Annotated in this window: 23 protein-coding genes and 2 tRNA genes; 14 read left to right on the plus strand and 11 right to left on the minus strand. The window is 70.2% G+C overall.

Features of this window, described 5'->3' with window-relative positions:
* Positions 1-42: 42 nt before the first annotated feature.
* The 3 genes from AB0M95_RS03220 to AB0M95_RS03230 form a co-directional block, all read right to left on the minus strand.
* Positions 43-750, minus strand: coding sequence for a hypothetical protein (locus AB0M95_RS03220; RefSeq protein WP_363758692.1), 708 nt, complete (start codon positions 748-750; stop codon positions 43-45).
* On the minus strand, positions 743-1,795 hold the full coding sequence (locus AB0M95_RS03225; RefSeq protein ID WP_363758695.1) for a DUF559 domain-containing protein: 1,053 nt from the start codon (positions 1,793-1,795) through the stop codon (positions 743-745). The genes AB0M95_RS03220 and AB0M95_RS03225 overlap by 8 nt, the downstream gene beginning before the upstream one ends.
* Before the next feature lie 417 nt (positions 1,796-2,212).
* Positions 2,213-3,730 carry an SDR family oxidoreductase gene (locus AB0M95_RS03230; protein WP_363758698.1) on the minus strand — a complete coding sequence of 506 codons (1,518 nt, stop codon included), beginning with the start codon at positions 3,728-3,730 and terminating at the stop codon, positions 2,213-2,215.
* 148 nt (positions 3,731-3,878) lie between these two features.
* On the opposite strand from AB0M95_RS03230, the gene AB0M95_RS03235 reads away from it, so the two are divergent.
* The 3 genes from AB0M95_RS03235 (at position 3,879) to AB0M95_RS03245 (ending at position 5,554) form a co-directional block, all read left to right on the plus strand.
* The gene (locus AB0M95_RS03235; protein ID WP_363758701.1) at positions 3,879-4,286 is read left to right on the plus strand and encodes a nitroreductase family deazaflavin-dependent oxidoreductase; all 408 of its coding nucleotides are present in this window, start codon (positions 3,879-3,881) and stop codon (positions 4,284-4,286) included.
* 166 nt (positions 4,287-4,452) lie between these two features.
* Positions 4,453-5,178 (plus strand): rhomboid family intramembrane serine protease, encoded by a 726-nt coding sequence (locus tag AB0M95_RS03240; RefSeq protein ID WP_363758704.1) that lies wholly within the window; start codon positions 4,453-4,455, stop codon positions 5,176-5,178.
* Between the two features lie 109 nt (positions 5,179-5,287).
* Complete coding sequence (locus tag AB0M95_RS03245) at positions 5,288-5,554, plus strand: DUF4031 domain-containing protein (protein ID WP_363758707.1); 267 nt, start codon at positions 5,288-5,290, stop codon at positions 5,552-5,554.
* A gap of 30 nt (positions 5,555-5,584) precedes the next feature.
* Here AB0M95_RS03245 and AB0M95_RS03250 read toward each other — a convergent pair whose 3' ends face one another.
* Positions 5,585-6,232: a metal-dependent phosphohydrolase gene (locus tag AB0M95_RS03250; RefSeq protein WP_363758710.1), complete on the minus strand. Its 648-nt coding sequence runs from the start codon at positions 6,230-6,232 to the stop codon at positions 5,585-5,587.
* Positions 6,233-6,357: 125 nt separating this feature from the next.
* A complete protein-coding gene (locus AB0M95_RS03255; RefSeq protein WP_363758713.1) occupies positions 6,358-7,035 on the minus strand; it encodes a hypothetical protein in 678 nt (225 codons plus the stop codon).
* 214 nt (positions 7,036-7,249) lie between these two features.
* On the opposite strand from AB0M95_RS03255, the gene AB0M95_RS03260 reads away from it, so the two are divergent.
* Positions 7,250-9,733 carry a DUF3516 domain-containing protein gene (locus tag AB0M95_RS03260; protein ID WP_363758716.1) on the plus strand — a complete coding sequence of 828 codons (2,484 nt, stop codon included), beginning with the start codon at positions 7,250-7,252 and terminating at the stop codon, positions 9,731-9,733.
* Between the two features lie 27 nt (positions 9,734-9,760).
* Here AB0M95_RS03260 and dusB read toward each other — a convergent pair whose 3' ends face one another.
* Positions 9,761-10,873 carry a tRNA dihydrouridine synthase DusB gene (gene dusB, locus AB0M95_RS03265; protein WP_363758719.1) on the minus strand — a complete coding sequence of 371 codons (1,113 nt, stop codon included), beginning with the start codon at positions 10,871-10,873 and terminating at the stop codon, positions 9,761-9,763.
* Positions 10,874-11,090: 217 nt separating this feature from the next.
* On the opposite strand from dusB, the gene AB0M95_RS03270 reads away from it, so the two are divergent.
* The 3 genes from AB0M95_RS03270 to AB0M95_RS03280 all read left to right on the plus strand — a co-directional run bounded on the left by AB0M95_RS03270 (position 11,091) and on the right by AB0M95_RS03280 (position 11,980).
* On the plus strand, positions 11,091-11,747 hold the full coding sequence (locus tag AB0M95_RS03270) for an amino acid-binding protein (protein ID WP_358522323.1): 657 nt from the start codon (positions 11,091-11,093) through the stop codon (positions 11,745-11,747).
* Between the two features lie 70 nt (positions 11,748-11,817).
* A tRNA-Gly gene (locus tag AB0M95_RS03275) sits at positions 11,818-11,890 on the plus strand.
* Positions 11,891-11,905: 15 nt separating this feature from the next.
* Positions 11,906-11,980, plus strand: a tRNA-Val gene (locus AB0M95_RS03280).
* On the opposite strand, the gene AB0M95_RS03285 is transcribed toward AB0M95_RS03280, so the two are convergent.
* Entirely contained in the window at positions 11,959-13,206 is a 1,248-nt protein-coding gene (locus AB0M95_RS03285; protein ID WP_363758722.1) for an ROK family protein, read from the minus strand. The genes AB0M95_RS03280 and AB0M95_RS03285 overlap by 22 nt on opposite strands.
* Positions 13,207-13,363: 157 nt before the next feature.
* Between AB0M95_RS03285 and AB0M95_RS03290 the strand changes: the two genes are divergently transcribed.
* A complete protein-coding gene (locus AB0M95_RS03290) occupies positions 13,364-13,657 on the plus strand; it encodes a hypothetical protein (RefSeq protein WP_363758725.1) in 294 nt (97 codons plus the stop codon).
* 117 nt (positions 13,658-13,774) lie between these two features.
* Here the strand turns inward: AB0M95_RS03290 and AB0M95_RS03295 are convergent, their stop codons facing one another.
* The gene (locus AB0M95_RS03295) at positions 13,775-14,821 is read right to left on the minus strand and encodes a LacI family DNA-binding transcriptional regulator (RefSeq protein ID WP_363758728.1); all 1,047 of its coding nucleotides are present in this window, start codon (positions 14,819-14,821) and stop codon (positions 13,775-13,777) included.
* A gap of 131 nt (positions 14,822-14,952) precedes the next feature.
* Here AB0M95_RS03295 and AB0M95_RS03300 point away from each other — a divergent pair, with 131 nt between their 5' ends.
* The 6 genes from AB0M95_RS03300 (at position 14,953) to AB0M95_RS03325 (ending at position 22,977) form a co-directional block, all read left to right on the plus strand.
* Positions 14,953-16,476, plus strand: coding sequence for an alpha-N-arabinofuranosidase (locus tag AB0M95_RS03300; protein WP_363758731.1), 1,524 nt, complete (start codon positions 14,953-14,955; stop codon positions 16,474-16,476).
* Positions 16,477-16,524: 48 nt separating this feature from the next.
* The gene (locus tag AB0M95_RS03305) at positions 16,525-17,823 is read left to right on the plus strand and encodes an ABC transporter substrate-binding protein (RefSeq protein WP_363758734.1); all 1,299 of its coding nucleotides are present in this window, start codon (positions 16,525-16,527) and stop codon (positions 17,821-17,823) included.
* A 42-nt stretch (positions 17,824-17,865) separates the two neighbouring features.
* Complete coding sequence (locus tag AB0M95_RS03310) at positions 17,866-18,774, plus strand: sugar ABC transporter permease (protein ID WP_363758737.1); 909 nt, start codon at positions 17,866-17,868, stop codon at positions 18,772-18,774.
* On the plus strand, positions 18,774-19,610 hold the full coding sequence (locus tag AB0M95_RS03315; RefSeq protein ID WP_363758740.1) for a carbohydrate ABC transporter permease: 837 nt from the start codon (positions 18,774-18,776) through the stop codon (positions 19,608-19,610). Before AB0M95_RS03310 ends, AB0M95_RS03315 begins: the two co-directional genes overlap by 1 nt.
* Before the next feature lie 2 nt (positions 19,611-19,612).
* On the plus strand, positions 19,613-20,818 hold the full coding sequence (locus AB0M95_RS03320; RefSeq protein ID WP_363758743.1) for a family 1 glycosylhydrolase: 1,206 nt from the start codon (positions 19,613-19,615) through the stop codon (positions 20,816-20,818).
* Between the two features lie 476 nt (positions 20,819-21,294).
* Entirely contained in the window at positions 21,295-22,977 is a 1,683-nt protein-coding gene (locus AB0M95_RS03325; RefSeq protein WP_363758746.1) for a penicillin-binding transpeptidase domain-containing protein, read from the plus strand.
* 158 nt (positions 22,978-23,135) lie between these two features.
* On the opposite strand, the gene AB0M95_RS03330 is transcribed toward AB0M95_RS03325, so the two are convergent.
* The 3 genes from AB0M95_RS03330 to AB0M95_RS03340 form a co-directional block, all read right to left on the minus strand.
* Complete coding sequence (locus AB0M95_RS03330) at positions 23,136-23,660, minus strand: SRPBCC family protein (RefSeq protein WP_363758749.1); 525 nt, start codon at positions 23,658-23,660, stop codon at positions 23,136-23,138.
* Between the two features lie 340 nt (positions 23,661-24,000).
* Positions 24,001-24,735: an alpha/beta hydrolase gene (locus tag AB0M95_RS03335; RefSeq protein ID WP_363758752.1), complete on the minus strand. Its 735-nt coding sequence runs from the start codon at positions 24,733-24,735 to the stop codon at positions 24,001-24,003.
* A gap of 315 nt (positions 24,736-25,050) precedes the next feature.
* Positions 25,051-25,662, minus strand: coding sequence for a dihydrofolate reductase family protein (locus AB0M95_RS03340; protein WP_363758755.1), 612 nt, complete (start codon positions 25,660-25,662; stop codon positions 25,051-25,053).
* Positions 25,663-26,245 lie beyond the last annotated feature (583 nt).

Here is a 26,245-nt window from a genome sequence, read left to right on the forward strand (position 1 = left end):
TGAACCGCATGGCTTGCAGGGCAAACCGCTCATTGACGTCCATCACGCTCCGATCGACAGAAGATGCTTGTCCTGGTCGCCGATGTTCACTGCCGCTTCACGGTCCTCCTTGGAGAGGGACTTGTTGTTTGATTCCGGAACCAGGTTCACGTCGGAGGAGCGGTTCATCAGCCTCAGCACCTGGTCCAGCTGCGCCCGGGGGACGTCACCCAAGCGCGACCGAATCTCCGCCAGCCCGACCCATGCGCCAGGCTCTTTCGCTAGCACCTTGTACGCGGCTCGAATGAGTGCCTCTAGGTCTGATGACTCTGAAGCCTTGATCGTTGTGGCGGGCACCGGATGTGAGGACACCGACTCCGCGGCTATGGGAGTAGGCGCCTCATTCATCGAAACGGCCGACGGACCGAAAATATCCAGGAGCTTGTAGCCATTTCGTTCCATGACACTGTGAAGCCCGCCGGCCAAGCCTTCCAAGATCACCTTGGGAGATGCCTTGAGCTGCAGACTTTGGAACCCGTGGGCGATCTCGTCGCGCATTCGAGCCCAACCTGCGTCGGTGAGCACATGGGCATAACCACGTCCTTGCTTCCAGCTGTCGACCAGGCCCAACTTGTTCAGATGCTCACGCTCAGGATTGACCAGCGTCAGGCCGTAGAGCTTCTCCAGTTCGGAGTTGGAGACCTCTCTGGCCTCGCGCATCAGCGCAACCATGCGAGCCAGCTCCGGCTGCGACAGTTTTTCGTCAGACACGTTGTCTTCCCTCCAGGGTTTCGTTCCGGCGGCTGCGGAGGAATTGCTCCAACTGGCCGACGACGTTCTCCACGTCCGTCAGGACTTGGGCGTTCGTGAACCGTAGGACCGCGTAGCCGTCCAGTTGTAGCTGAACGTCGCGCTGGCGGTCGGCGGCGAAGTGGTCGGGTTTGAGGTGATCGTCGCCGTCGATTTCGACGGCGCAGCGTTCGGCGCGCCATAGGAGGTCGACCACGATGGGGTTGGTGAGCGGGTGGGATTGGTAGGTCTGGTTCCAGGCGCGGCCTTGGGCCCAGGGATGGGAGGAGAGCGCCTTTTCCAGTAACTTCTCCGCCTTGCTCGCCGGGTGCGGCTTTCCGATCACGGGCGGGTAGGCGATGGCACGTTCCACTGGACGTCCGGGCGGATGCGGGGACCGGCGCGGCGGTACCCGCACGTCGTGTCCGGGGAAGCGGAGCGTTACCGGTTCGACGTGGTCGGCGGATGTGGTCAGGGCACCCGCCAGCCATACGCCGAACCCGCCCCGCCCCGCCAGCCATTCGCATGCCGCGACGAGCACGTCCTCCTCGGACGCGGACAGCGCCTCGGGCACCCTCACCAGGATCGCCGCCCGGGAGCGGCCGAAACCGGAGGCGAGCACCCGGGCGAGCCCCGCCGCGCGGACTTCGGGGGCGAACCTGGACGTGTCAGGCGCTCCGCGTAGGGCCGATTCGGCGAGGTCCGCGAGGAACGGTCCGAAATGGCGACTGGTGGACGCGGCGCGCAGTGCGAGGGTGCGTACGGCGATGACCGACGCGCCGCCCGGCCCTTCGATTCCCTCGGCGCCCGGAAGCCACGCGGGGAACAACTCGACGGCGGCGGCTTCGAGTTCGCGCAGCGCTGCGGCCACCGCTTCCGCCCCGGATTCGGCGGCCGAGGGCGTGTAGGTGAGAACGGCCGGGGCGTTCTCGGGGAGCGGTTCGACGGTGAGCGTGCTCACCGCGGCGTCCGCCCGCAGTAGGCGTACGACGCGCCCCACCGGCAACTCCGCCCACGAATGTGCCACGCCGTATCCTTCTGCGCATCGGTCACTTGAGATTGCGCACTTTATACGCGGGCGATACTGGCGCGCACTCCTTTGCCCGAGACCCGACTATTTGCCCTGTTTTAAGCGGCCGACATGGCTAATGCCACCCCGCGCGAACACGCCCGAGCCGATTGTCCGAAACCGGGATTCGGTCCCCGGAGAAACGAGCGGCCCGGGCTCGGCGCGAACCGAGCCCGGCCGTAACCGGCACGAACGGTCAGGCGACCGTGCAGGCGGAGCCGTTCAGCGTGTAGCCGGCCGGGGAGGCGTCGCCAGCGTTCCAGGTACCCCGGAATAGTGGGGGCGCTCCCAAGCACGAGCGACCCCGGGTCGTGCTCCGCCCGCCCTCCCAGAGCCCTCGCGCCCTGTCGTCCCCACAGGATCTCTGACCTGCGATTACGAGCCCTTCGCCGCTGAAAATTTCACCTGCCGCTCCCGGTCGGCGTACCGCCGCGCCGCCCGCGCCACATTGTCCGGCATGCGGCCGAAGATCAGCCCATGGAAGGGGTACAAACCCCACCAGTAGAGATGTCCGGACAGGCCGCGCGGGTGGAAGATCGCCCGCTGGCCGTACACCGTCTCGCCGTCCTCGCGGCGGCAGGTGAGCTCCAGCCAGGCGAGGCCCGGCAGCAGCATCTCGGCGCGCAGCCGCAGCAGGCGGCCGGGCTCGATCTCCTCCACCCGCCAGAAGTCCAGGGCGTCGCCGACGCGCAGCCGCGCGGGGTCGCGCCGCCCCCGGCGCAGGCCGACGCCTCCGGCCACGCGGTCCAGCAGTCCGCGCAGATACCAGGCGACGGGCAGGGAGTACCAGCCGTTCTCGCCTCCGATGCCCTCGATCACCCGCCACAGCGTCTCGGGCGGCGCGTCCACGGCCTCGGTGCGCTCGTCGACGTACAGGCTGCCGCCCGCCCAGTCGGGGTCGGTGGGCAGCGGGTCGCTCGGCGCGCCGGCGGTGGAGGCGGACGACCAGCGGGTGGCGACGTCGGCCTCCTTGATGCGCTGGAGCGCCAGCCGCACCGCCCCGGGGAAGTCGATCAGCCCCTCCGGCGGGTCGGGGACGTACCGGGCGATGTCGTGCTCGCGGCAGATCGCCTCGTCGCGCAGGGACTCCACCAGCGGCCGGGCGACGTTCACCGGGAGGGGGGTGACCAGGCCGATCCACAGGCTGGACAGCTTCGGCGTGAGCAGCGGCACCGGGATGATCAGCCGGGCGGGCAGCCCCGCGACGGCGGCGTACCCGCGCATCATGCCGGCGTAGGTCAGCACGCTGGGGCCGCCGATGTCGAACGAGCGGTTCACCCCCTCGGGGATGTCGACCGCCTTCACCAGGTAGCGCAGCACGTCCCTGATCGCGATGGGCTGGGTGCGGGTGCCGACCCAGCGGGGCGTGGTCATGACGGGCAGCCGCTCGGTGAGGTGGCGAAGCATCTCGAAGGAGACCGAACCCGAGCCGATGATCATCGACGCGCGGTACGCGACGGCGGGCACCGCGCGGTCGAGGAAGACGCGCTCGACCTCGGCCCGCGACCGCATGTGCGGCGACGGCCGCGAGCCCGGCGACCGGGGGTCGCGGGGGGTCAGGCCGCCCAGGTAGACGATGCGGCGGACCCCGGCGTCCTCGGCCGCCGCCGCGAAGGTCTCCGCCGCCCGGCGGTCGCGCTCGGCGAAGCCCTGGCCCGCGGCCATGCCGTGGATCAGGTAGTAGGCGACGTCCACGCCCTCCAGAGCGGCCCGCGTCGCGCGGGGGTCGGCGGCGTCGGCCTCGGCGACCTCCACCCGGCCGATCCAGGCCTGGTCGCGCAGGCGGCCCGCCGAACGGGCCATGCAGCGGACGTCGTGGCCGGCCTTGAGCAGTTCGGGCACCAGCCTGCCGCCGATGTAGCCGGTCGCGCCGGTGACGAGACACCGGGTCATCGCATCACCCCCGATGACCCATTCGTACCCATGGGCTTCTGCGGTTCCGCCCCCGGTGCGGGTTCACCCAGGGCATGATCCGACACTGGATGAGCCAAGATATCTGGGGTAGGCCATCCGCGTACACGTCGATCCGGAGGGTAGTCAGATGCTTTACGGAAAAGAGCATGTAGATAGATATCGCGCGACGGACGGCAAAGAGGGACACGACTGGAACGGCACGACCGTCCTTCTGCTGACGACCACCGGGCGGACCAGCGGCCGCAAGTACACGACGCCGCTCATCTACCAGAAGCACGGGGACGACTACGTGATCGTCGCGTCCAAGGGCGGCGACCCCCAGTCCCCCGACTGGTACCGCAACCTGGAGGCCGATCCCAACGTCGAGGTGCAGGTCCTGGGCGACCGGTTTGCCGCCCGCGCCCGTACCGCCTCGCCGGAGGAGAAGCCCGAGCTGTGGCGGCTGATGAACGCCACCTGGCCGCAGTACGACGAATATCAGGCCAAGACCGACCGCGAGATCCCCGTCGTGGTCCTCGAACGCGCCGCGGGCTGAGGCGCGCTCCGCGCCCGGAGGAAAGAGGGGCCACCGATCGTGTACGGGATACGCGACCGGTGGCCCTTCCGGCGCGGTATTTGCGAAAATACCGTGACGGACCGGTCGGGTGTAGCCCGGCCCGTCCTGCCAGAGGTTCCGGCGCGTGCACGAGTCAGGAGACAGGATGGGCACCGATTCCCGGACGGCCGAGATCATGATCGCCGAGGCCAGGAAGGCCTTCTGGGTCATGGTGGGGTTCCTGGCCCTGATCTGGGTGGTCCAGATCGCGAACTGGGCCTTGGGCTACTCCCTGAGCCAGTCGTTCGGCATCGCGGCCCGTGATCCCGCGCGGCTGCCGGACATCGTCACGGCACCGTTCCTGCACTGGAACTGGATGCACATCGAGGGCAACTCGGGCCCGCTGTTCGTCTTCGGCTTCCTCGCCGCCTACCGCGGCGTCGGCAAGTTCCTCGGGGTCACCGCGCTGATCGCGGCGGTGAGCGGCCTCGGCGTGTGGTTCGTGGCCGGCCCGGGCAGCGTCACGGCGGGCGCCAGCGGCGTGGTGTTCGGCTACTTCGGCTACGTCCTGGTGAAGGGCCTCTTCGACCGGCACACCATCGACATCGTCGTCGGCCTGGTGATGGCGCTCTGCTTCGCGTACCAGTTCACCGGGCTGCTGCCCTCCGACGAGTTCAGCTGGCAGGGGCACCTGTTCGGCTTCATCGGCGGCATCGTCGGCGGCTGGGTGTTCCGCGACCGCCGCGCGCCGTCGCCCGCGACCGCGCCCGTCCCCGGCGCCGCCCGTCCGGTGAACGGCCCCGTCCCCAGGCCCCTGGACCGGCCCGCTCCCACGTCCACGGACCCCTCCCGCGCCGCCCTGCTCAAGGAACTCGACGACATGGGCCTGTGAGCGCCCCGCCGTCGCCGGCCGGTCTGCGCCGCCCCCGTGCCGCGCCTTGGCGGGGGCGTCCGCATGTGGCCGTCGCCCAGCGGCCGAGTAGTCGGTATCGTCCCTGTATGTGACCCTCCTCATCGACCCGCCGAACTGGGCGGGCCCCCGCGGCCTCTACTGGTCACACCTGGTCAGTGACCACTCGCTGGACGAGCTGCACGGCTTCGCGGCCCTGCTCGGCTCGCCCCGCCGGGCGTTCGACCGTGACCACTACGACGTCCCGGAGACGGTGTACCTGCGGGCGATCGAGCTGGGCGCCGAGGCGGTGTCCTCGCAGACACTGGTCAAGCGCCTGATCGCGGCGGGGCTCCGGCGCCGCCGCCTCCGTCCCTGACACGGGGACGGCCGCCGGTCCCAGGAGCGGTCAGCGTCCGGGGGGCTGCGCGGTGAGGGCCGCCAGCTCCGCGTGGACGTTCCGGCGCGCCGCCGACTCCCACAGGTCGCGCGCGGGCTCGGTCCGGTACAGCACCGGCATGGCGAGCAGGTTCTCGAGGACGCGCGCCCGGCCGGCCCGGAACGCGTCGTCGGGCACGTGCCGGTACTCCTCGCGCACCGCGCGGGCGTACGCGTCGTAACCGGGACCGGCGAGCACGGCGAGATCGGCGTCGCACAGGACCTCGCCGTCACGATCCCCCGGAGCCGGATCGTGCCCGGCGGTCAACCGCACGAGCCGCGCCACCGTGCCTACCGAGCCCGCTCCACTCGCTCGGGCATGGGCGCTCTCGACCAGGCGGGGCAGGCGGGAGTGGGCCAGTTGGGCGCTGCGTTCCTCGTCCCAGCCGGGGCGGCCGTCGTACACCGCGTCATGGAACCAGGCGGCCAGGCGTACGGCCGCCGGGTCGCGGGTGAGGAAGGCGAGCGGCTCGATGGCGGCGAGCACCGCGCGCAGGTGGTCCAGGGTGTGGTACCTGCGGTGGGGTTCGGACCACCGGGCGATCAGCTCGGCGCCGACGGCCCCGGCCGCCGGCGAGTCGCCCGCGAGGTCCCGCCACGCGGCGGCCAGATCACGCATGCCCCAATCGTGCCACCACCCGGCCCGGCCGCCCCACCCCTGGGCCGGCCGCGCCCGGCCCGGTCCCGTCACCGATGCGGCCGGACCGCCTGTCTCCGCCGGACCGGCCGGTTCTCCGCCGGGGATCAGTCGGCGATGTAGGAGATCGAGCGGACCTCGTAGCCGCGGGTCTTGCTCCCCTTCATGTGCAGGAACATGGCGCCGCCCTCGTAGGAGTAGGCGCACGCCTGGCCGCCGGTCTCGGCCTGGCAGCCCTGGTACATGTAGCCGACGCCGCCGAACTTGACCTTGAACAGCGTCTTCACCGCGCCGGTGGACCCGACCTCCAGGCCGCGGTTCCTGTCCCCGGCCTTCCACGCCGCGAAGAAGTACTTGGCCGCCTTGTCCGCCGAGGTGATGTGGCGGGACTCGTACACCTTCGCGACCTTGTTCCCCGAGACGATCATGAGGATGCCGTTGAGCCCGCCCGGCACGCGCACGCTGGTGTGGACGAACCGGCAGGCGTTCTTGACGCACCCGGCCGACTTGTCCGGTGCCCGGTAGGCGTAGGCGAACAGTGTCTTCACCGCGGCGGGGCTCGCCACGGCGGCGGCCGCGGCGCTGTCGTCCTGGAGCCACGCGCGGAACAGCTTGCCGGCGACGCTCGCCGGGGTGGGCACGGAAACACCCGCCGAAACGCCCGCCGAGCCACCCGACGAGCCGCCCACGGCCACCGCCGCCGTGCCCGCCTCGGCCCGCATCGGCAGCGACAGCGACAGCGACGCAGCCGCCGCCAGGACCACGGCGGCCTTCGATCCACGCATGAGAAATCCTCCCCTTGTCCGGGACCCGGCCGGGCCCCGGCAGGAGGACGCCGGAGCCGTGGGCGCGGTTCACCGGTTCACCGGACCGTTTTCGATCACGGTTTCGGGCGCACGAGCCTGGGCCGGGGGGCCGCGCCGCCTGAGATCGCCGGTCTGAGCGCGCCGAGGGCGAAAGGTGGATGGACCACGTCGTTGCTTTCGGCAGTATTGAGGGGTGACCCTCCTCCAGCACCTTCCCCAGGACACCCGCCCCGACGCTCTGTTCGAGGCGTTCGCCGAGTGGAACGCCGACCGCGGGCTGACGCTCTACCCCGCGCAGGAGGAAGCGCTCATCGAGGTCGTCTCGGGCAACAACGTGATCCTGGCCACGCCGACCGGCTCGGGCAAGAGCCTGGTCGCGGCCGGCGCGCACTTCGCGGCGATCGCCACCGGCAGGCGCACGTTCTACACCGCGCCCATCAAGGCCCTGGTCTCGGAGAAGTTCTTCGACCTTGTCGCGCTGTTCGGCACCGAGAACGTCGGCATGATGACCGGCGACGCCTCGGTCAACGCCTCCGCGCCCATCATCTGCTGCACGGCCGAGATCCTCGCCAACATCGCCCTGCGCGACGGCGCCGAGGCCGACATCGGCCAGGTCGTCATGGACGAGTTCCACTTCTACGCGGAGCCCGACCGCGGCTGGGCGTGGCAGGTGCCGCTGCTGGAGCTGCCGCAGGCGCAGTTCGTCCTGATGTCGGCCACGCTCGGCGACGTGACGCGGTTCGAGAAGGACCTGACGCGGCGCACCGGCCGGGACACCGCGGTGGTGCGCTCGGCGACGCGGCCCGTCCCGCTGTACTACAGCTACCGCACCACTCCCCTGCACGAGACGCTGGAGGAGCTGCTGTCCAGCCAGTCGGCGCCGGTGTACGTCGTCCACTTCACGCAGGCGGCGGCGATGGAGCGGGCTCAGGCGCTGATGAGCGTCAACATGTCGTCCAAGTCCGAGAAGGAGGCGATCGCCTCGCTGATCGGCAACTTCCGGTTCACGACGCGGTTCGGCCGCGCGCTGTCCCGGCTGGTCCGGCACGGCATCGGCGTCCACCATGCCGGCATGCTGCCGAAGTACCGGCGCCTGGTCGAGCGGCTGGCCCAGGCCGGGCTGCTGAAGGTCATCTGCGGCACCGACACCCTCGGGGTCGGCGTCAACGTGCCGATCCGCACGGTGCTGTTCACGGCGCTCAGCAAGTACGACGGCAACCGCGTCCGCCTGCTGCGGGCCCGCGAGTTCCACCAGATCGCCGGCCGGGCCGGGCGGGCCGGCTTCGACACGCTCGGGTACGTCGTCTGCCAGGCCCCTGACCATGTCGTCGAGAACGAGAAGGCGCTGGCCAAGGCCGGGGACGACCCGAAGAAGCGACGCAGGGTCGTGCGCAAGAAGGCCCCCGAGGGGTTCGTGAACTGGAGCGAGGAGACGTTCGAGCGCCTGCAGAAGGCCGAGCCCGAGCCGCTGAACTCCCGGTTCAAGGTCAGCAACGCCATGCTGCTGGCCGTCATCAACCGGCCGGGCGACTGCTTCGCGGCGATGAAGCGCCTGCTGACCGACAACCACGAGGAGCGCAAGGCCCAGCGGCGGCACATCAGCCACGCGATCGCGATCTACCGCTCGCTGCTGGCCGGCGGCGTGGTCGAGAAGCTGCGCGAGCCGGACGAGCAGGGCCGCATGGCCCGGCTGACCGTCGACCTGCAGGAGGACTTCGCGCTCAACCAGGCGCTGTCGACGTTCGCGCTCGCCGCGTTCGAGCTGCTGGACTCCGCCTCGACGACCTACGCCCTCGACATCGTCTCGATCGTCGAGTCGACGCTGGACGACCCGCGCCAGATCCTGCACTCCCAGCTCAACAAGGCGCGCGGCGAGGCCGTGGCCCAGATGAAGGCCGACGGCGTCGAGTACGAGGAGCGCATGGAGCTGCTCACCGACGTCACCTACGCCATGCCGCTGGAAGACCTGCTGTTCGGCGCGTACGAGACCTACCGGCGCGGGCATCCCTGGGTGGGCGACCACGCGGTCAGCCCCAAGTCGGTCGTCCGCGACATGTACGAGCGGGCGATGACCTTCGCCGAGTACGTCCAGTTCTACGAGCTGGCGCGGTCGGAGGGCACGGTGCTGCGCTACCTCGCCGACGCCTACCGCACGCTGAGCCGCACGGTGCCCGACCACATGAAGACCGAGGACCTCCAGGACCTGATCGAGTGGCTCGGCGAGCTGGTGCGCCAGGTCGACTCCAGCCTGCTGGACGAGTGGGAGCAGTTGCAGAACCCGTCGGAGGAGCTGGAGCGTCCCGGCCTGGAGGAGAACACCCGGCCGGTCACCGGCAACCGGCGGGCCTTCCGCGTGCTGGTGCGCAACGCCATGTTCCGCATGGTCGAGCTGGCCGCGCTGGAGAAGTACGACGAGCTGCGCGAGCTGGCCGACATCGACTGGGAGTCGGCGCTGGACGCCTACTACGAGGAGCACGACGAGATCCGCACCGGTCCGGACGCGCGCGGCCCGGCGCTGCTGCAGATCGAGGAGGAGAAGGAACTCTGGCGGGTCCGGCAGGTCCTGCACGACCCGGCGGACGACCACGACTGGGGCATCAGCGCCCAGGTCGACCTGGCGGCCTCGGACGAGGAGGGCCGCGCGGTCGTGTACGTCATCGGCGTGGACCGCCTCTGACGGACCGCCTCTGACCGGCGCCGGGGCTCAGCCGCCGGAGGTGTCCAGCTCGGCGTCCGGGGAGATCTCGGCGTCGCCGGGGTCGTCAAGCCAGCCGTCCGGCAGGTGGACCCGGTCCCGGGAGCTCGACTTCCCGCGCGGGCCGTCCGCCGCCTCCCCCGGCCAGGGCAGCCCGGCGGGCAGGCGGGCCAGGTGGTCGCGCAGCTCGTCCAGGGAGCCCGCGGTGGCGAGGTCGCGGCGCAGTCCGGCGCCGACCTCGAACCCCTTGAGGTACCAGCCGACGTGCTTGCGGAAGTCCAGGACGCCGTGGGTCTCGCTGCCGAAGCACTCCACGAGCAGCTCGGCGTGGCGCGCCATGGTCGCGCCGACCTCGCCCAGGGACGGCCGGGCCCGCTCGGGACGGCCCTGGAAGGCGTTGTCCAGGTCGCGGAAGAGCCAGGGGCGGCCGAGGCAGCCGCGTCCGACGACCACGCCGTCGCAGCCCGTCGTCCGGGTCATGCGGATCGCGTCCTCGGCGCTCCAGATGTCGCCGTTGCCGAGCACGGGGATCTCCGGGACGGCGTCCTTGAGGCGGGCGATCGCGTCCCAGTCGGCCGTGCCGCCGTAGTGCTGCACGGCGGTGCGGCCGTGCAGGGCGACGGCGCTCAGGCCCTCCTGGACGGCGATCCTGCCCGCGTCGAGGTAGGTCAGGTGGTCGTCGTCGATGCCCTTGCGCATCTTCATGGTCACCGGCAGCGTCCCGGCGTTCGCGACCGCGGCGCGCAGGATGCGCCGCAGCAGGCCGCGCTTGTACGGCAGGGCGGACCCGCCGCCGCGGCGGGTGACCTTGGGCACGGGGCAGCCGAAGTTGAGGTCGACGTGGTCGGCCAGGCCCTCCTCTGCGACGATCCTGACGGCCCTGCCCACGGTCTCGGGGTCGACGCCGTAGAGCTGGACGCTGCGCGGGGTCTCGTCCGGCTGGAAGCGGATCATCGCGAGGGTCTTGGGATTGCGTTCGGCCAGGCCCCGCGTCGTGATCATCTCGGACACGTACAGGCCGCCGCCCTGCTCGCGGCACAGCGCGCGGAACGCCGTGTTGGTGACGCCCGCCATGGGTGCGAGCACCACGGGCGGCCAGACCTCGATCGACCCAATCTTCACCCGCTCATTTGTACCCCACGCCCGGAACGGGCGGATCAGCGTCGGTCGGCCGCCGTCTCACCACCCGTGCTTTCCCAGGTGAACCCATGTTTCCCCGCATCTTTGGACCGGCGCCGGCGCGGACCGTTAGATTGGGACGAGGGACGATCTCCGGGCCGCCGCCCGGGGACGCCACGGTGCTCGTAAAATGCTCGCACTCGACAGACGGAGGGCGTGGATGCTGCTGAGGCTGCGTATCTCACTGCCTGACCGCCCGGGGTCCCTGGGCCAGGTGACGCGCGTGCTCGGCGTCGCGGGGGCCGACATCATCCAGCTCGTCGTACTCGAACGCGGCGAGGGCCGGGCCGTGGACGACCTCACGGTGTACTGGCCGGACACCGCGCCGCGCGACACGCTCGTGCAGGGGCTGGAGACGGTCCCCGGAGTGGTCGTCGAAGGGGTGTGGGCCACGCGGGAGGCGCCGGGCACCTACCCCGAGCTGGAGATCCTCAAGTACATCACCACGGCGGGCGACCGCGCGCTGGCGACGTTGATCGACTCCATGCCGGTACTGTTCAGCGCCGACTGGGCCGCCGCCGCGACCGAGCGGCAGCCGCGCAGCATCGTCCACTCGAGCTGGCGCGCCCCGACCGACGTGCCGTTCCCGTCGATCACGCCGACCCGCCCGGAGGCGCACACGCTGCCCTCGGGGCTGCACATCATCGCGGCCCCCCTTCCGCCGCTCGCGCTCACGTTCCTGCTGGCCAGGGCCGAGGGGCCGCCGTTCCACCGCATCGAGATCCACCGGCTGACCCGCATCCTGGAGATCTTCCTGACGCTCCCGGCCGTCGAGCGCATGGTCGCCCGCACCTTCCGCGGATCGCCCGCCGGTTAGGCACAGGCGGCGAAAACCCGCTAGAGTCTCCGTGTCGTCACCACGGGCGCGGGTCTCCCGAGGTGGGCACGCGGACGTGGCTCAGCTGGTAGAGCATCACCTTGCCAAGGTGAGGGTCGCGGGTTCGAATCCCGTCGTCCGCTCTGATTCTTCATCGAGGGCGATTAGCTCAGTGGGAGAGCGCTACCTTGACACGGTAGAGGCCACTGGTTCAATCCCAGTATCGCCCACCATCTGACGCGAAAGGCCGGTCCCTTCTGGTGACCGGCCTTTCGCGTGCGCGGGCCGCCGGGGCGGCGGCGAAGAATTCCTCCAGAACGAGCGTGGCCGCGCCCAGGGCGACCGCGTCGGGCCCCAGGTGGCCGAGGACGATCGACGTGGCGGCGTACGGCTGGGGCAGGGAGTTCTCGGCGGCGGCGCGGCGGATGGCGGGCAGCAGCCGCTCGCCGAGCAGCAGGCCGACCCAGCCGCCGACGACGATGTGCCCGGGGTTGATGAGGTTGACCAGGTTGCCGAGCCCGACGCCGAGGTAGTCGATCGTCTCCTCCACCACGGGCGAGTCGGAGGCCAGCAGGCGGGTCAGCTCCTCGTGCCGGCCCGCGGTCTGGGTGGAGACGCCGGCCCGTTCGAGGATGGCCTCGGCCCCGATGTAAGCCTCCAGGCAGCCGCGCCCGCCGCACCGGCAGGGCCGACCCCCCGCGACGATCTTGGTGTGGCCCCACTCGCCGGCGCTGCTGCTGACCCCGTGGAAGGTGGCGCCGCCGGTGACGACGGCCGCGCCGACCCCGGAGCCGATGAGCACGATGACGGCGTCGCCGGCGTCCCGCCCCGAGCCGAACCACAGCTCGGCCTGGCCCATCGCCTTGGTGCCGTTGCCGACGTGCAGCGGAGGCAGCGGGAGCGCCGACCCCGTGCGCAGCAGCGCGCCGAGGGGCACGCCCTCCCAGCCGAAGGTCTTGGCGTGGATCACGACGTCCTCGCCGCGCTCGACGATTCCGGGGACGCCCACGCCGACGCCGAGGACCTGCGCGGACGGCACCCCCGCGTCGGAGAGGACGACCTCGATGCCCGCGATGATGTGGCGGGCGACCAGCTCGGGATCGTGGCGGGCGGGCCGCAGGGCGTACTCGACCTTGGCGCGCTCGTTCATGCCGAGGTCGAACAGCTCGACGCGGACGTGCGTCTCGGCGACGTCGACGCCGATGGCGTAGCCGTAGAGCGGGTCGACGCGCAGCAGGACGCGCGGGCGCCCGCCGTCGGACTCGACCTGGCCGGCCTCGGTGATGATGCCCTCGCCGAGCAGGTCGCCGGTCATGGTGCTGACGGTGGCGGCGCTCAGGCCGGTGAGCCGGGTGAGGTCGTTTCTGCTGGTGGGCCCGGCGAAGTAGAGGGTGCGCAGCAGCATGGAGCGGTTGCCTCTGCGGACATCCCGCACCGTCCTGCGCTCGGGCCTCGCCATGATCTGACCTCCCCTGAGTTCTGCGGCCATGTTAGTTCAGAGACTGAAACCGCCCGCGCGCCCGAGGCCGCGAAACGGCGCACCGTCGGGCCGTCGCACGTCACCAAAGCGTTTCCGGGAGATTCTGGGTTTGTTCGTAGCTCAAATCAGAACGGGTGTGGCCGCTGATCGTGCTCAACGACCCCGACCTGCGCTGCCGCCGGCCCTGCAGCAGCTCGCGAGCACCGAGTCCGGGCGGGAGTACCACGTCATGGCCGGGGCGGCGCCGGCGGTGATCCCGGTGATCGTCATTCCGATGATCTTCCACCGGCGGATCATGGAGGGGATCGCGTCCACGGGCCTGAAGAGCTGGTCCCCGGCCGATCGCGGGCTCGCGGGCTCGCGGGCGAGCCGTACCGGGCCAGGTGTGCGGTACGGCCCGCCGCGCGTACCCGCTCGCTTCCGATCTTGATCTTAGAAGGAGCGGTAACGAGGGCGGCACGACGCGCGGGCGCGGGCGAGTGAGGCTTTTCTATGAATATTGAACCAAGCATTGACGCCACCAGTAGACCAGTCGGCCGGAACGCGGTCACATTCCCCGGCCGATGGTGCTCTCGCGGATCACGAGACGGTGGTCGACGTAGATCTCCCGGGCGGCCCCCTGGACGACGCCCGACATCCGCTCCACGAGAAGTTCGACGGCCTGGCGGCTGATCTGCTGCTTGTCCGGGGAGATAGTGGTCAGGGTGGGCGTGCCGTAGCGTCCGTCCTCGATGTCGTCGAACCCGGCGAGGGCGACCTGGGGCGGCACGTCGTAGCCGCGTTCCAGGAGCGTGCGGAGCGCGCCGAGGGCGAGCAGGTCGCTGAAGCAGAAGACGGCGTCCGGAGGATCGGCGGCGTCCAGGAGGCGGGCCATCGCCCTGGCGCCGTCCGCGCGGTGGTAGGCGGCGACAGGAGCGACGAGGCTCTCGTCGACGGGGAGGCCGGCCTCCTCCAGGGCTTGGCGGTATCCGGCCAGGCGCAGCCGCGCCGTCTCACCGGCGGCCTCGTCCTGCGCACCGATCGCGGCGATCCGGCGACGGCCGAGGGCGGCCAGATGCATGGTCGCCTCCTTGGCCGCGGTGACGTTGTCGACGACGACGTGGTCGGCGGGGCCGTTGTGGATGCGCTCGCCCAGCAGGACCATCGGGGTGTCGTCGGTGCGCGCGCTGAGGTCGTCCGCGGTCAGCGCGAGAGGGCTCAAGATGAGACCGTCGATCAGATGGTCCCTGATGCCCTTGGCGACCTGCTGCTCGCGGTCCCTGTTCCCGCCGGTCTGGTCGATGAGCACGGTCAGCCCGCGTTCCCCGGCTGCGGCGACCACCAGCCGGGCGAGCTCGGCGAAGTAGGGGATGTCCAGCTCGGGCACGGCCAGTGCGATGATCCCTGAACGGCCCTGGCGAAGGTTTCGCGCGGACACGTTCGGCCGGTAGTTGAGCTCCTTGATGACCTGCTCGACCCGCGCACGCGTCTTCGGTGTGACGTGAATGTAGCCGTTGACGACGTTCGACACCGTCTTCACCGAGACACCGGCCAGCCGGGCCACGTCCTTCATCCCGACCCGGCGGCGATCGTCCGGGTCCGGCGCCGACGGCATCGATCGTGTGGGTTCCCCCATGCCTGGCCTTTCGCTCCATGTGGATGTAGATGAGTGTAGGACCTCTTTACAACGTTATATACAACGATGTATATCTCGTAACCGCCACGAAACAATGAGGAGGACGGCCCGTGGAATCCGCCAAGCTCATCCTCGACCCGGCCTTCGAGATCGGCCCGGTCGAGCGGCGCCTGTTCGGATCGTTCGTCGAGCACATGGGCCGGTCGGTCTACACAGGCGTGTACGAGCCCGGGCATCCGGAGGCCGGGGAGTCCGGCCTGCGCCGTGACGTGATCGAGCTGGCCAGGGAGATGGGCGTGACGGTCGTTCGCTATCCCGGGGGCAACTTCGTCTCGAACTACAACTGGGAAGACGGGGTGGGCCCCGCCGACGAGCGGCCCACGAGGCTCGACCTCGCCTGGCGGCAGATCGAGACCAACGCGTTCGGCCTGGGCGAGTTCATGTCATGGGCCGGCGAGCTGCCTGCCGAGCCGATGATGGCGGTGAACCTCGGGACCCGGGGCATCCGTGAAGCATGTGACCTGATCGAGTACGCCAACCACCCGCGGGGCACCCGCTGGTCGGACCTGCGCGTCGAGCACGGCCGCCGTGAGCCGTACGACCTGCGCCTGTGGTGCCTGGGCAACGAGATGGACGGGCCGTGGCAGGTCGGCGGCAAGACAGCGGAGGAGTACGGCCGACTCGCGGCCGAGACCGCCAAGGCGATGAGGCGCGTGGATCCCCGTGTGGAGCTGGTGGCCTGCGGCAGCTCCAACAGCGGGATGCCGACGTTCGCCTCATGGGAGGCGACGGTGCTCGGGCACTGCCTCGAGCACGTGGACTACATCTCGCTGCACGCCTACTACGACCCCGCCGCAGGCGACCGCGCGAGCTATCTGGCGTCGGCCGTCGAGATGGACGCCCACATCGACGCGGTGGTCGCCACCGCCGACCACGTCGCCGCCAAGCTGGGCAGCCGCAAGCGGCTCAGGCTCTCCTTCGACGAGTGGAACGTGTGGTCGCAGAGCCTGTTCGGCGGCGAGGCGAGCCTCGAATGGGCCGAGGCGCCGCGGATCATCGAGGAAGACTACGACGTGACGGCCGCCGTGGTGGTGGGAAGCCTGCTGATCACCCTGCTCAACCACGCCGACAGGGTCGGCATCGCCTGCCAGGCCCAGCTCGCCAACGTCATCGCGCCGATCCGCACGGAACCGGGCGGGCCGGCCTGGCGTCAGACGATCTTCCACCCGTTCGCGCTCACCGCCGCGCACGCGCGCGGCCGCGTCCTGCGGGTGGAGGTCGCCTCGCCCACGTTCCCGACCGAGCGGTTCGGGGAGGTGGCTGTGCTCGCCGCCGCGGCCACCCACGACGACGACAGGGGGGAGCTGACGGTCTTCGCGGCGAACCGGAGCGAGCGGCCGCTCCCGCTCGAGATCGATCTGCGCGGCCTGCCCGGCTTCACGGACGCTCGCCACGTGGTCGTGGCCGATGAGGACGCCGGGGCTCGCAACAGCGAGGAGACGCCCAACCGGGTCGTCCCGCGAGCGTTGGACGGGGTCGTGCTCGGTGGGGACCGGCTGTCGGCGGTCCTGCCGCCCACCTCGTTCAACGTCGTACGGCTGGCCAGGGGCCAGGCCGTACGCCGGGGGCTCTAGGTCAGCTGACCGGAAAATCAGAAAAAGTCGGGGGGAGAGGAGATTCTCATGAGATTGCGCAGCCGGGTACGGCTCGTCACGATGACCGCCGCGATCGCCCTGCTCTCGACGGCCTGCGCCGGCCAGGGACAGGGAGACAGCGACACCGGCGGTTCGAGCGGACCGGTGACCCTGAAATTCTGGAACGGCTTCACGGGGCCGGACCGGGCGGCGGTCGAGGGCATCGTGTCCAAGTACAACGCGTCACAGAACAAGGTGAAGATCGAGATGGAGATCATGCCCTGGGACGTGTTCTTCGAGAAGCTGCTGCCCAGCCTGGGCTCCGGAACGGGTCCCGACATCTCCGCGATGGACACGGCGCAGATCCCGCAGTACGCCGCGCGCGACGTCTTCCAGCCGCTCGACGACGCCTACGGCCCGCAGGGGGTCGACCCGAACGTGCTGGTGCGCTCCGCCGTCGACGCCACGGTCTTCAAGGGCAAGAAGTACGGCATCCCGATGAACTTCACCACGCTGAAGCTCTACTGGAACAAGGACATGTTCCGCGAGGCGGGTCTGGATCCGGAGAAGCCCCCGGCGAACTGGGACGAGTTCGGCGACTACGCCAAGAAGCTGACCAAGGACACAGACGGCGACGGCAAACCGGAGCAGTACGGCCTGACCATCGCCGACCACGCGACGATCGCGATGTGGCCGATCCTGTTCTGGCAGAACGGCGGCGGCGTCGTCTCCGAGGACGGGCGCACCGCGACGCTGGACGACCCGGCCACCATCGAGGCCGCCAAACACTGGGTGGACCTGGTGACCAAGGGCAAGATCGCGCCGGTCGGCCTGAGCGGCGCCGACGCCGACAAGCTCTTCCAGAGCAAGAAGGCCGCGATGGAGATCGTCGGGCCGTGGATGACGACGGGCTTCAAGCAGGCCGGCATCGACTTCGGCATCGCCATGCCGCCCGCGGGCCCGAAGGCTCAGGTGACGCTCGGCACGAGCGTTGCCTTCACGCTGAGCTCGCGTGCCGCGGGACAGAAGAAGCAGGCCGCGCAGGACTTCTTCTCCTATTGGAACAGCAAGGAGTCGCAGAAGTACTGGTCGGTCAACTCCGGCTTTCCCCCCAACAGGACCGACCTGACGGCCGACGACCTCAAGGACAACCCGTACTCGGCCCTTTTCGGGCAGGACGCCGACAAGTCGCGGTTCTATCTGGCGGGCGTGCAGGAGTTCCAGAAGGTCAACGAAACGATCTTCGAACCCGCCCTGCAGCGCGTGCTGAACGGCAAGGGCGACATCGAGCAGGTCTTCGCCCAGGCCGACAAGGACATCCAGGTCGTCCTCGACAGCGCGCAGTAACCCCGGAAGAGGGCGACCGTGACGACTACCGTGCGAACGGCAGTGAAACTCCCCACCAGGCGAACCAGCGCCGGTTCCTCCGGCAGGCGGCAGGCCAGAGCGGCGTGGCTGTTCATGCTGCCGACTCTGGCCGTGCTGGGTGTGTTCGTGGTCTGGCCGATGCTGCAGGCGCTGTATCTGTCGTTCACCGACTATCAGGTGTTCGCGCCGGCCCGGTGGATCGGGCTCGAGAACTACCAAAAGCTGGTGTCCGATCCGGCGTTCGCCAACGCATTGGTCAACACGCTCTACTACGCGGCCGTGACCACCCCGGTCTCGGTGGCGCTGGCCCTCGGGCTCGCGCTCATGCTGAACCGGCGGATGCCTCTGCGCGGTTTCATCAGGACCGCGGTGTTCGTCCCGGTCGTCATCTCCCTCGCGGTCGTGGCGATCGCCTGGAGCTTCCTGCTCGATCCCAACATCGGGCTGCTCAGCCACTGGCTGTCCAAGATCGGAATCGTGTCCGAGCAGGGCTGGCTGCGCGATCCCTCGCTGGCCATGCCGGCGGTGATGATCGTCGGAGTCTGGAAGAACGTCGGCTTCTACATGGTGATGTACCTGGCGGGGCTTCAGTCGATCCCGACGGCGCTCTACGAGGCGGCCCGCGTCGACGGCGCGGGCGCCTTGATGCAGTTCCGCCGCATCACCTGGCCGCTCCTGGCCAACCAGACCATGCTCATCGTGATCCTGGCCGCGATCGCCACGCTGCAGGCCTTCGACCAGATCTTCGTCATGACCCACGGCGGCCCGTTCTTCAGGACCGAGACATTGGTGATGATGACTTATCGAGTCGGCTTCAAGGAGTTTCAGTTCGGCTATGCGGCCGCGGTGTCATGGGCACTGGTCCTGCTGATCTTCGTGCTGAGCATGCTCCAGGTCGCCTACTTCAGAAAGCGGGCGGTGACGTACTGATGCCAGCGGACAACCGCGGGCTGCGCCTGACCTGGCGGGTCCTGACGACCGCGACGGGACTGGCCATAGCCCTGGCCATGCTGTTCCCCCTGGTGTGGATGGTCACCACCTCGTTCAAGCCCGAGTCGGAGATCGTCTCCTTCCCCCCGAGACTGCTGCCTGAGACCTTCACGCTCGACAACTACACCGGTGTGTGGGAGCGGCTGCCCTTCACCCGGCTGTTCCTCAATACCGTGGTCTTCGCCGGAGTGGTCACCGTCTGCTCGCTCCTGCTCGACTCGATGACCGCCTACGCGCTCGCCCGGCTGCGCTTCCGCGGCAAGGGGGCGGTCTTCGTGCTGGTGCTGGTGCTCCTCATGGTGCCCTTCCAGGTGACGCTCATCCCGCTGTACGACCTGCTTGCGCACCTCGGGTGGATCAACACCTTCCAGGGGCTCATCGTGCCGAGGCTGACCAACGCGTTCGGCATCTTCTTCCTGCGCCAGTTCCTGCTGTCGATCCCCCGGGATCTGGAGGACGCGGCGCGGGTCGACGGCGCCTCCGAGTTCCGCATCTACTGGCGGATCGTGATGCCGCTCGCCGTACCGGCCCTGCTCACGCTGGCCTTGTTCCACTTCATGTACAACTGGAACGACCTGCTGTGGCCCCTGATCATCACCCAGGACGCCTCACGGCAGACCCTTCCCGCCGGGCTCGCACTCTTCATGGGGCAGCACGTGGTGGAGTACGGCCCGCTGATGGCCGCGTCCGTCATGACGCTCCTGCCGGTGGTCATCTTCTTCATCATCATCCAGCGCCGGTTCGTGGCCGGCATGGCGACGACAGGAATCAGATAGCGATGCGGTGGTTCGAGGACGGGCGACTGCGGTTCGCCGTCGGGATCGAGGACACGTTCATCCCCCAGGAGTATCCCGGCAGGCGCAAGCTCGACGAGTACGAGCTGACCCAGCACTATCACCTGTGGCACGAGGACCTGGGCCTCGCCTCGGCCACGGGGGCGGAGATGATCCGCTGGGGCATCCCCTGGTACCTGCTCGAACCTGAACCCGGCCGCTTCCGCTGGGACTGGCTCGACCGGGTCGTGGACCGCCTGGGGGAACTGGGCCTGACGTGCGTCGTCGACCTGATGCACTATGGCACGCCGAGCTGGCTCGACAACCAGTTCCTGAACGCCGACTATCCGTCCCGCGTGGCCGAGTACGGCACCCGCGTCGCCGAGCGCTACCGGGACCGCCTCCACGTGTGGACCCCGCTCAACGAACCCACGATCAACGCGATCTACTGCGGTGAGAACGGAACGTGGCCCCCCGGGCTCACCGGCCATGACGGGTTCGTCAAGCTCGCGATGGCCATCGCCCGGGGGATCGTGGCGACCCAGCGCGGCATCGCGGAGGTGCAGCCGGACGCCTCCTTCGTGCACGTGGAGGCGAGTTTCCGGTACGCGGGCGACTGGTTCCCCTTCGACGTCGGCCTCGTCCGCGAGCGCCGATTCCTGATCATGGACCTCATCACCGGAGCCCTGGACGACGAGCACCCGCTCTACGGATACCTGCGCGAGCACGGCGTCGACGACGGCGAGCTCGCCCGGCTCAGGGAAGCCGCGGTCACACCGGACGTGGTCGGAGTGAACTACTACCCGGCCTTCACCACCTCGCGCTTCGAGCCGGGCTCGCCGACGCCCCTGCCCGTGGAGGCGGGCACCGCGGGGCTGGAGGAGCTGCTGCGGGAGTTCGCCGCGCGGTACGGCCGGCCGGTCTTCCTGACCGAGACCAGCAGGGCCGGTACGCCCGAGCAGCGGGCCGGCTGGCTCCGGGACAGCATCGGGCTGGTCCATCGTCTGCGAGAGGAGGGCGTTCCGGTCGTCGGCTACACCTGGTGGCCGCTGTTCGCCCTGGTGGACTGGCTGTACCGGGAGAGCACCGAACCGGTCGAACGCTGGCTGGTCCCCATGGGCCTCTACGACCTCGAACCCGACGGGGCCGGGGTTCTGCGGCGAGTTCCGACCGTCGCCGTCGAGGAGTTCAAACGCCTGACACGCCCGTGATGTGCGGTTCACGCTCCCACCCACCGGGGAAGCCTTCCACCGCACCGGTTTACTGCGCGAGCGACACCGGGGCGACCGGGCTTCGCACCCGGAAATCGGACGTCACAGCCCGGCCTGCGGAAATCGGACGCCCCGGCGTCGGCCTCCGGGATTTTCCGCACACTTCCCGAATATCGGCATAGACGAAAAACCCCACGCCGCGTTCTCGAATGGACGCGTGCCGTGACCGCGTATTCACGGCGGCCTCGGGCCTGCCGGCACGGGCGTTCGCCCCCACACGCAGGGGCGGCCGTCACGCACGGGCACCGGGCCGCACCCGGGGTGACAGGCATTTCGCGCGCGTCCCCCAAATGTTCATCCCCGATACATCGGAGCCCATAAACCCTCACAACCAACACGGCTCTGTCGGTCGTCTCATTTACTATCTATTGGCCTGGGACGGCGGGAAATCAATGAGAAACCGGCAGAGTGACGGCATGCGAAACAGATGGCCCCTGGCGATGGTCACCGTGGTGGCGGTGATCGTCTTCTTCGGTGTGTACATGCTCGTGGCCGCCCCGGAACCCCAGGGGCCGTCGTCGCACGCCGCCGACGACCCCGCGCCGACGCTCGCGGCGTCGTCCCCCGCCGTCCCGCCGGCCGTGCCGTCCTCGCCGGGCGATCCGGTGCTGGCCGTCCCCTCGTCGTTCCCGTCGACGCCGGGCCCGCAGGTCCAGCCCGTCGTCCCCACGACCGCGCCCGCCACACAGCCCGCCGCCCAGCCGGGCGATCCCGGGCCGGTCGCCGAGCGCTACTTCGCCGCCTGGCGGCTCAGCGACTTCACCGGCATGGCCGCCCTCGTCGCCGACCCGCCGCCCGACTTCGCCGACCGGCACAGGCGCTTCGCGAGCGAACTGCGGATCGCGTCGGTGTCCCTGTCCCCCGGGCCGCTCTCCCGGCCGGGCGCCGACAGCGCCGAGGTGCCCTTCCAAGGGGTCCGCCAGGTGACGGGGCTCGGCGCGTGGCCGTTCTCCTCGGTGCTGCGCCTGGCGGTGCGCGGCGGCGCGTGGAAGGTGCTGTGGTCGCCAGGGACACTGCACCCCGCGCTGAAGGACGGCGGCGAGCTGCGCCTGGAGGAGACCAAGGTCAAGCGGCCAGGGGCGCTGACCCGCGAGGGCGTACCGTTCCCGTCCGGCAGCAAGGCGGGTGACTACTTCCCCGGGCTGGACGCGACCTTCACCGAGATGAAGCTCAAGGAGCAGCCCTCGGGCAAGGTCCTGCTGGCCTCGCAGCCGCCGTCCACCCCGCAGGCCCAGACGACGATCTCCAGGCCCGTGCAGGAGGCCGCCGCGCGGGCGCTGGACGGCGCCGGCCGGCCCGCGGCGCTCGTGGCGGTGGACGTGCCGAGCGGCGAGGTCCGCGCGGTCGCCGACACCCTGGGCGGCAAGGGGGCGTTCAACGGCCTGTACCCGCCCGGGTCTGCGTTCAAGGTGGTCACCGCGGCCGCGCTGCTGCGCTCGGGCCTCGCCCCGGACGCGCAGGTGGCCTGCCCGGCCGCCTACACGATCCCGAACGCGCGGCGCTTCACCAACGACGGCGGCGCCGACCACGGCGCGGTCTCCCTGACCACGGCCTTCGCCCTGTCGTGCAACACCACGTTCGCGCAGCAGGCGTACGAGCGGCTGCGCGACGACCGGCTGCGCGCGGAGGCCGCCGACCGGTTCGGCTTCCGCGAGAAGGCGGGCCTGAGCTCCTGCCGGATCAGCCCGCCCCAGGACATGAACGAGCTCGGCGCCGACGCGATCGGGCAGAACTCGGTGCGGGCCAGCCCGCTGTGCATGGCGGAGGTCGCGGCGGCCGTGGCCCGCGGCACGTGGCGGCAGTCGGTGATCACGCCCGGCGCCGACCCCGGCTCGCCCCCGGTCCCGCTGGACGAGGGCGTCGCGGCGAGCCTGCGGGCGATGATGGAGGCCGTGGTCACCCAGGGCACCGCCGCCCAGGCCGGACTGCCTCCGGGCACCGCCGGCAAGACGGGCACCGCCGAGGTGTCCGGCGGCGCGGCCCACGCCTGGTTCGTCGGCTACCGCGGCGACCTGGCCTTCGCCGTCCTCGTCCAGAACGGCGGCGTCGGAGGCAGGGTCGCGGCGCCGATCGCGGCCAGGTTCCTCAAGGCCCTGTGAGACCTGCCGCGGCGAGAAAGGCCCGCCTCGGTGAGAAAGGGCTCAGCCCCGACCGGCCGTGGACCGGACCGCGGATGGCTGCGTCCGTCGTGGTCCGTGGTCGTCCATGATCGTTGAGGCCGGGCGGGGCCGCCGGGGTGAAGGTGGTGCGGAGGCGGTCAGTGCTGGGGGGTCGGGATGTGGTCGCGGGTCATGGCGTCCAAGGTCTGCTCCATGTGGGCGCGGAGCTCGCCGAGACGCCCGTTGACGATGGCGGAGGCGTGGTCGGGGTCCATGGCGATAATGTCGCGGAGGCCACTGTGCCCGGCGCCGTGCTCGAAGCTGTGACGGACCACGGTCTGGTCCGGCGTCTCGCCCGGCGTCAGCTCGTAGCGCCACCGCGACGAGGGCGCGTCCGGGTCGCCCTTCGGGTCGAGAACCTCCCAGGCGAACGTCCGCGGCGCCTCGACCTCGGTGACCTGGCAGGTCACCGTCCACTCATGGCCCTGCCTGTTGTTGCGCGCCTGGAAGCGCGTGCCCGCCTTCGGCGCGGCGTCGCCGTCTACCCAGTTGTCGAAGCGGCACTCCGGGCTCCAGTCGCCGATGCGCGGCACGGACGTGATGAGCTCCCAGAGCTTCTCCTGGGGAAGGTCGACGGTGACCTCCAGGTCCACCCGCGCTCCGGTGACGCCGTAATCCTCCATGCAGACCTCCGTGTCTCGTGGCACCGGGGCGCGGTGCCGTGCAGCGTCGAGTCGATCCCCTATGGAGTATCAGGCCGGGCACCGTGCGTGTTTCCCGCGCCCGGTCCGATAGGGGTGTGTCTGGGGTCGGTGCGCGCGGCGGCATCTGCGAAGGTCAGGGCCCGCCTTCCGGGGCGAGGGTGGCTCGTCCCAGGCAGCGGCGGCGGTACACCCCGTATTGCCGTCCCGGCCGATAATGGACGACCGAAAGACCCCTGGCTGTCTACTCATACCACCACGCTCCGGGAGTCCGGCACGCCGGACGCACGCCCGGCTCCCCCGGGCGCGACGGTCGCGGGCGCTAACTCGAGGCGGCGAGCCCGGCGCGGTAGGCCTCCAGGCGTTCCGCCAGTTCCTTCGGGCGGACCAGGGCGGGGAGGTGCCCGCCGTCCATCTCGTCGGGGACGATGCCGAGGCGGTCGCGGACGACGCGGCGCAGGAACGGGGCCGGGAGGAAACGGTCGTCGCGGCAGAGCAGGAAGCGCGTCGGCACGGCGGGCCAGGCGGTGAGCGGCCACGGGGCGGCGAACGGCGTGCCCGACTGGCCCGGGGACTTCCTGGACAGCAGTTCCTCCACGACGGCGGGGGGAACGTCATGGAGGAAGGTGGCCATCTCGTCGAACTCGCCCGCCGGCCGCCCCTCGCGTTCGTCCAGCTCGCGCTGGGCCTGGGTCTGCCCGGTGTTGTCCCACCACTCGCCGGCCGACTCCCCCGGCGACGGCACCATGGCCGCCACCATCACCAGCAGGTCCACCGGGATGCGCGCACACACCAGCGGGGCGGTGAACCCGGCGAGCGACTGCGCGACCAGGACGAGCCCGCCGTCGACCGCGCCGTCCGTGCGGCCCGTGCGGCCGGTGTGCGCGCGGATCGCCTCCAGGACCGTCTCCGCGTACTCGGGGAAGCCGGCCGCGTCGTCGCCGCACGGCAGATCGGGCGCCACGACGTCGTGCCCCCGCGCCCGCAGCTCGGGTACGACCAGATGCCAGTACCAGGAATCCGACCCGGCGCCGTGGATCAGTACATAGGTGGCCATCGCAGGTGCTCCTCCAGGTGGGGCCCGGCGGCACCGGGCGGGCGTGTTCCCCTGGACGTTACCGCGCGCCTCCGACAAGAACACGCGGCCGGACGCCGTCCTGGACACCGGCGTCGCCACTCCGCGGCCCCTGTGTTCGAGGCCCCCGGCCGGCGCCATCGCCGCGAAGACCCTGCGTGATCATCTCTGCGAGCACGAACCGACGACGATCCCGGCCGGCCCGGCGCGCGGGTCCGGGCGTTCCGTTCCAGGAACGCCCACTCGAATCGGACGCGACGCTCGGACCGCCGCGTCGCCTCTGGACGGACGCGACGCTCAGGCGGCCGCGGCGGCCTCCGTGGCCGGCGGGGCCGGCCGGTAGATGTGGACCACGGCGCCGGCGCTGGTCTTCTTGGTTTCGACCAGACTCAGGGTGGCGAGACCGTCGCCGTTCTCGAACAGGCGCTTGCCCTTGCCGAGGAAGACCGGGAAGAACCACAGACGGTACTCGTCGACGAGGCCGTGCTCGATCAACGTGCGGGCGAGGGCCCCGCTGCCGTGCACCTGCAGCTCGTTGCCGGGCTCGTTCTTGAGCCGGATGATCTCCTCGATGAAGTCGCCCTTGAGGATGGTCGTCCCGGCCCAGTCCGCGGTGTCCAAAGTCTCCGACACGACATACTTCGGGCAATTGTTCAGCTTGGTCGCTATCGGGTCGCTGTCGTCGATGAAGTTCGGCCAGTGGGCGGCGAAGATCTGGTAGGTCTTGCGCCCGAACAGGAAGGCGTCGGCCTCCTTGAACCACTCACCGAGGAACGTCCCCATGTCCTCGTCCGAATGGGGGATCTGCCAGCCGCCGAGCTCGAAGCCGCCCTCACGGTCCTCGTCAGGCTGGCCCGGAGCCTGCATGACCCCGTCCAGCGACAGAAACGTCGTCAACGTCAATTTCATAGCGCGCTCCCTTCACACCACCTGTAGCTGCCGCAATCGTCCTATCGGCGGCGCGTGCTTGTATACGCGCGGGATTGCGCACTTGCCGGCCGTCACACGCCGGCTTGGACGGTATCGACGGCCGGGCCGCTCATGCTCGGCCTTCCCGTAAGCCGGACCAAAGGGAAGGGCCGGGAGTGAGAAGTCGGTTCGATGTACCTTCTCCTCACCCCCGCCCGAGCGGGAGGCCTCCCCCGCCGTCGGCCCGTCCTGAGGGGACAGACTCAACGTGTTCACGCGCGCGTCTTCTCGGGCAGCACCGATCGCGCGGCCCCTGAGACGGAAACCCTTCCGAGGGAGCGTGCTCTTCATGATCGAAATGCCGGGGCACCCGCACGGCCGTAACAGACGCCTCCCCGGCTCCCCCAGGCGCGGAACGCGCATCGGCCCGCGCGCGCCGCCGGGGAGGGCGCGCACGGGCCGATGCCGCGGGAAGCCGCAGGAAATGGACCTGAGGGGTTAAGGCTCGGCCGGGTGACGATCTACCGCAGACATGGACATTGCGCCCCGAGACAAATACTCATTTATCCGGCGCCACAGGGTT

Source organism: Sphaerisporangium sp. NPDC051017 (assembly GCF_040683095.1).
Lineage (GTDB): Bacteria > Actinomycetota > Actinomycetes > Streptosporangiales > Streptosporangiaceae > Sphaerisporangium.

Bases quoted from the DNA above. Each gene is read 5' to 3' on its own strand.
- AB0M95_RS03270 (WP_358522323.1), top strand. From the start codon at position 11,091: ATGCTGCTGAGGCTGCGTATCTCACTGCCTGACCGCCCGGGGTCCCTG.
- AB0M95_RS03330 (WP_363758749.1), bottom strand. From the start codon at position 23,660: ATGGAGGATTACGGCGTCACCGGAGCGCGGGTGGACCTGGAGGTCACC.
- AB0M95_RS03255 (WP_363758713.1), bottom strand. From the start codon at position 7,035: ATGCGTGGATCGAAGGCCGCCGTGGTCCTGGCGGCGGCTGCGTCGCTG.
- AB0M95_RS03235 (WP_363758701.1), top strand. From the start codon at position 3,879: ATGCTTTACGGAAAAGAGCATGTAGATAGATATCGCGCGACGGACGGC.
- AB0M95_RS03285 (WP_363758722.1), bottom strand. From the start codon at position 13,206: ATGGCGAGGCCCGAGCGCAGGACGGTGCGGGATGTCCGCAGAGGCAAC.
- AB0M95_RS03325 (WP_363758746.1), top strand. From the start codon at position 21,295: ATGCGAAACAGATGGCCCCTGGCGATGGTCACCGTGGTGGCGGTGATC.
- AB0M95_RS03305 (WP_363758734.1), top strand. From the start codon at position 16,525: ATGAGATTGCGCAGCCGGGTACGGCTCGTCACGATGACCGCCGCGATC.
- AB0M95_RS03315 (WP_363758740.1), top strand. From the start codon at position 18,774: ATGCCAGCGGACAACCGCGGGCTGCGCCTGACCTGGCGGGTCCTGACG.
- AB0M95_RS03295 (WP_363758728.1), bottom strand. From the start codon at position 14,821: ATGCCGTCGGCGCCGGACCCGGACGATCGCCGCCGGGTCGGGATGAAG.
- AB0M95_RS03230 (WP_363758698.1), bottom strand. From the start codon at position 3,730: ATGACCCGGTGTCTCGTCACCGGCGCGACCGGCTACATCGGCGGCAGG.
- AB0M95_RS03340 (WP_363758755.1), bottom strand. From the start codon at position 25,662: ATGAAATTGACGTTGACGACGTTTCTGTCGCTGGACGGGGTCATGCAG.
- AB0M95_RS03335 (WP_363758752.1), bottom strand. From the start codon at position 24,735: ATGGCCACCTATGTACTGATCCACGGCGCCGGGTCGGATTCCTGGTAC.
- AB0M95_RS03320 (WP_363758743.1), top strand. From the start codon at position 19,613: ATGCGGTGGTTCGAGGACGGGCGACTGCGGTTCGCCGTCGGGATCGAG.
- AB0M95_RS03250 (WP_363758710.1), bottom strand. From the start codon at position 6,232: ATGCGTGATCTGGCCGCCGCGTGGCGGGACCTCGCGGGCGACTCGCCG.
- AB0M95_RS03240 (WP_363758704.1), top strand. From the start codon at position 4,453: ATGGGCACCGATTCCCGGACGGCCGAGATCATGATCGCCGAGGCCAGG.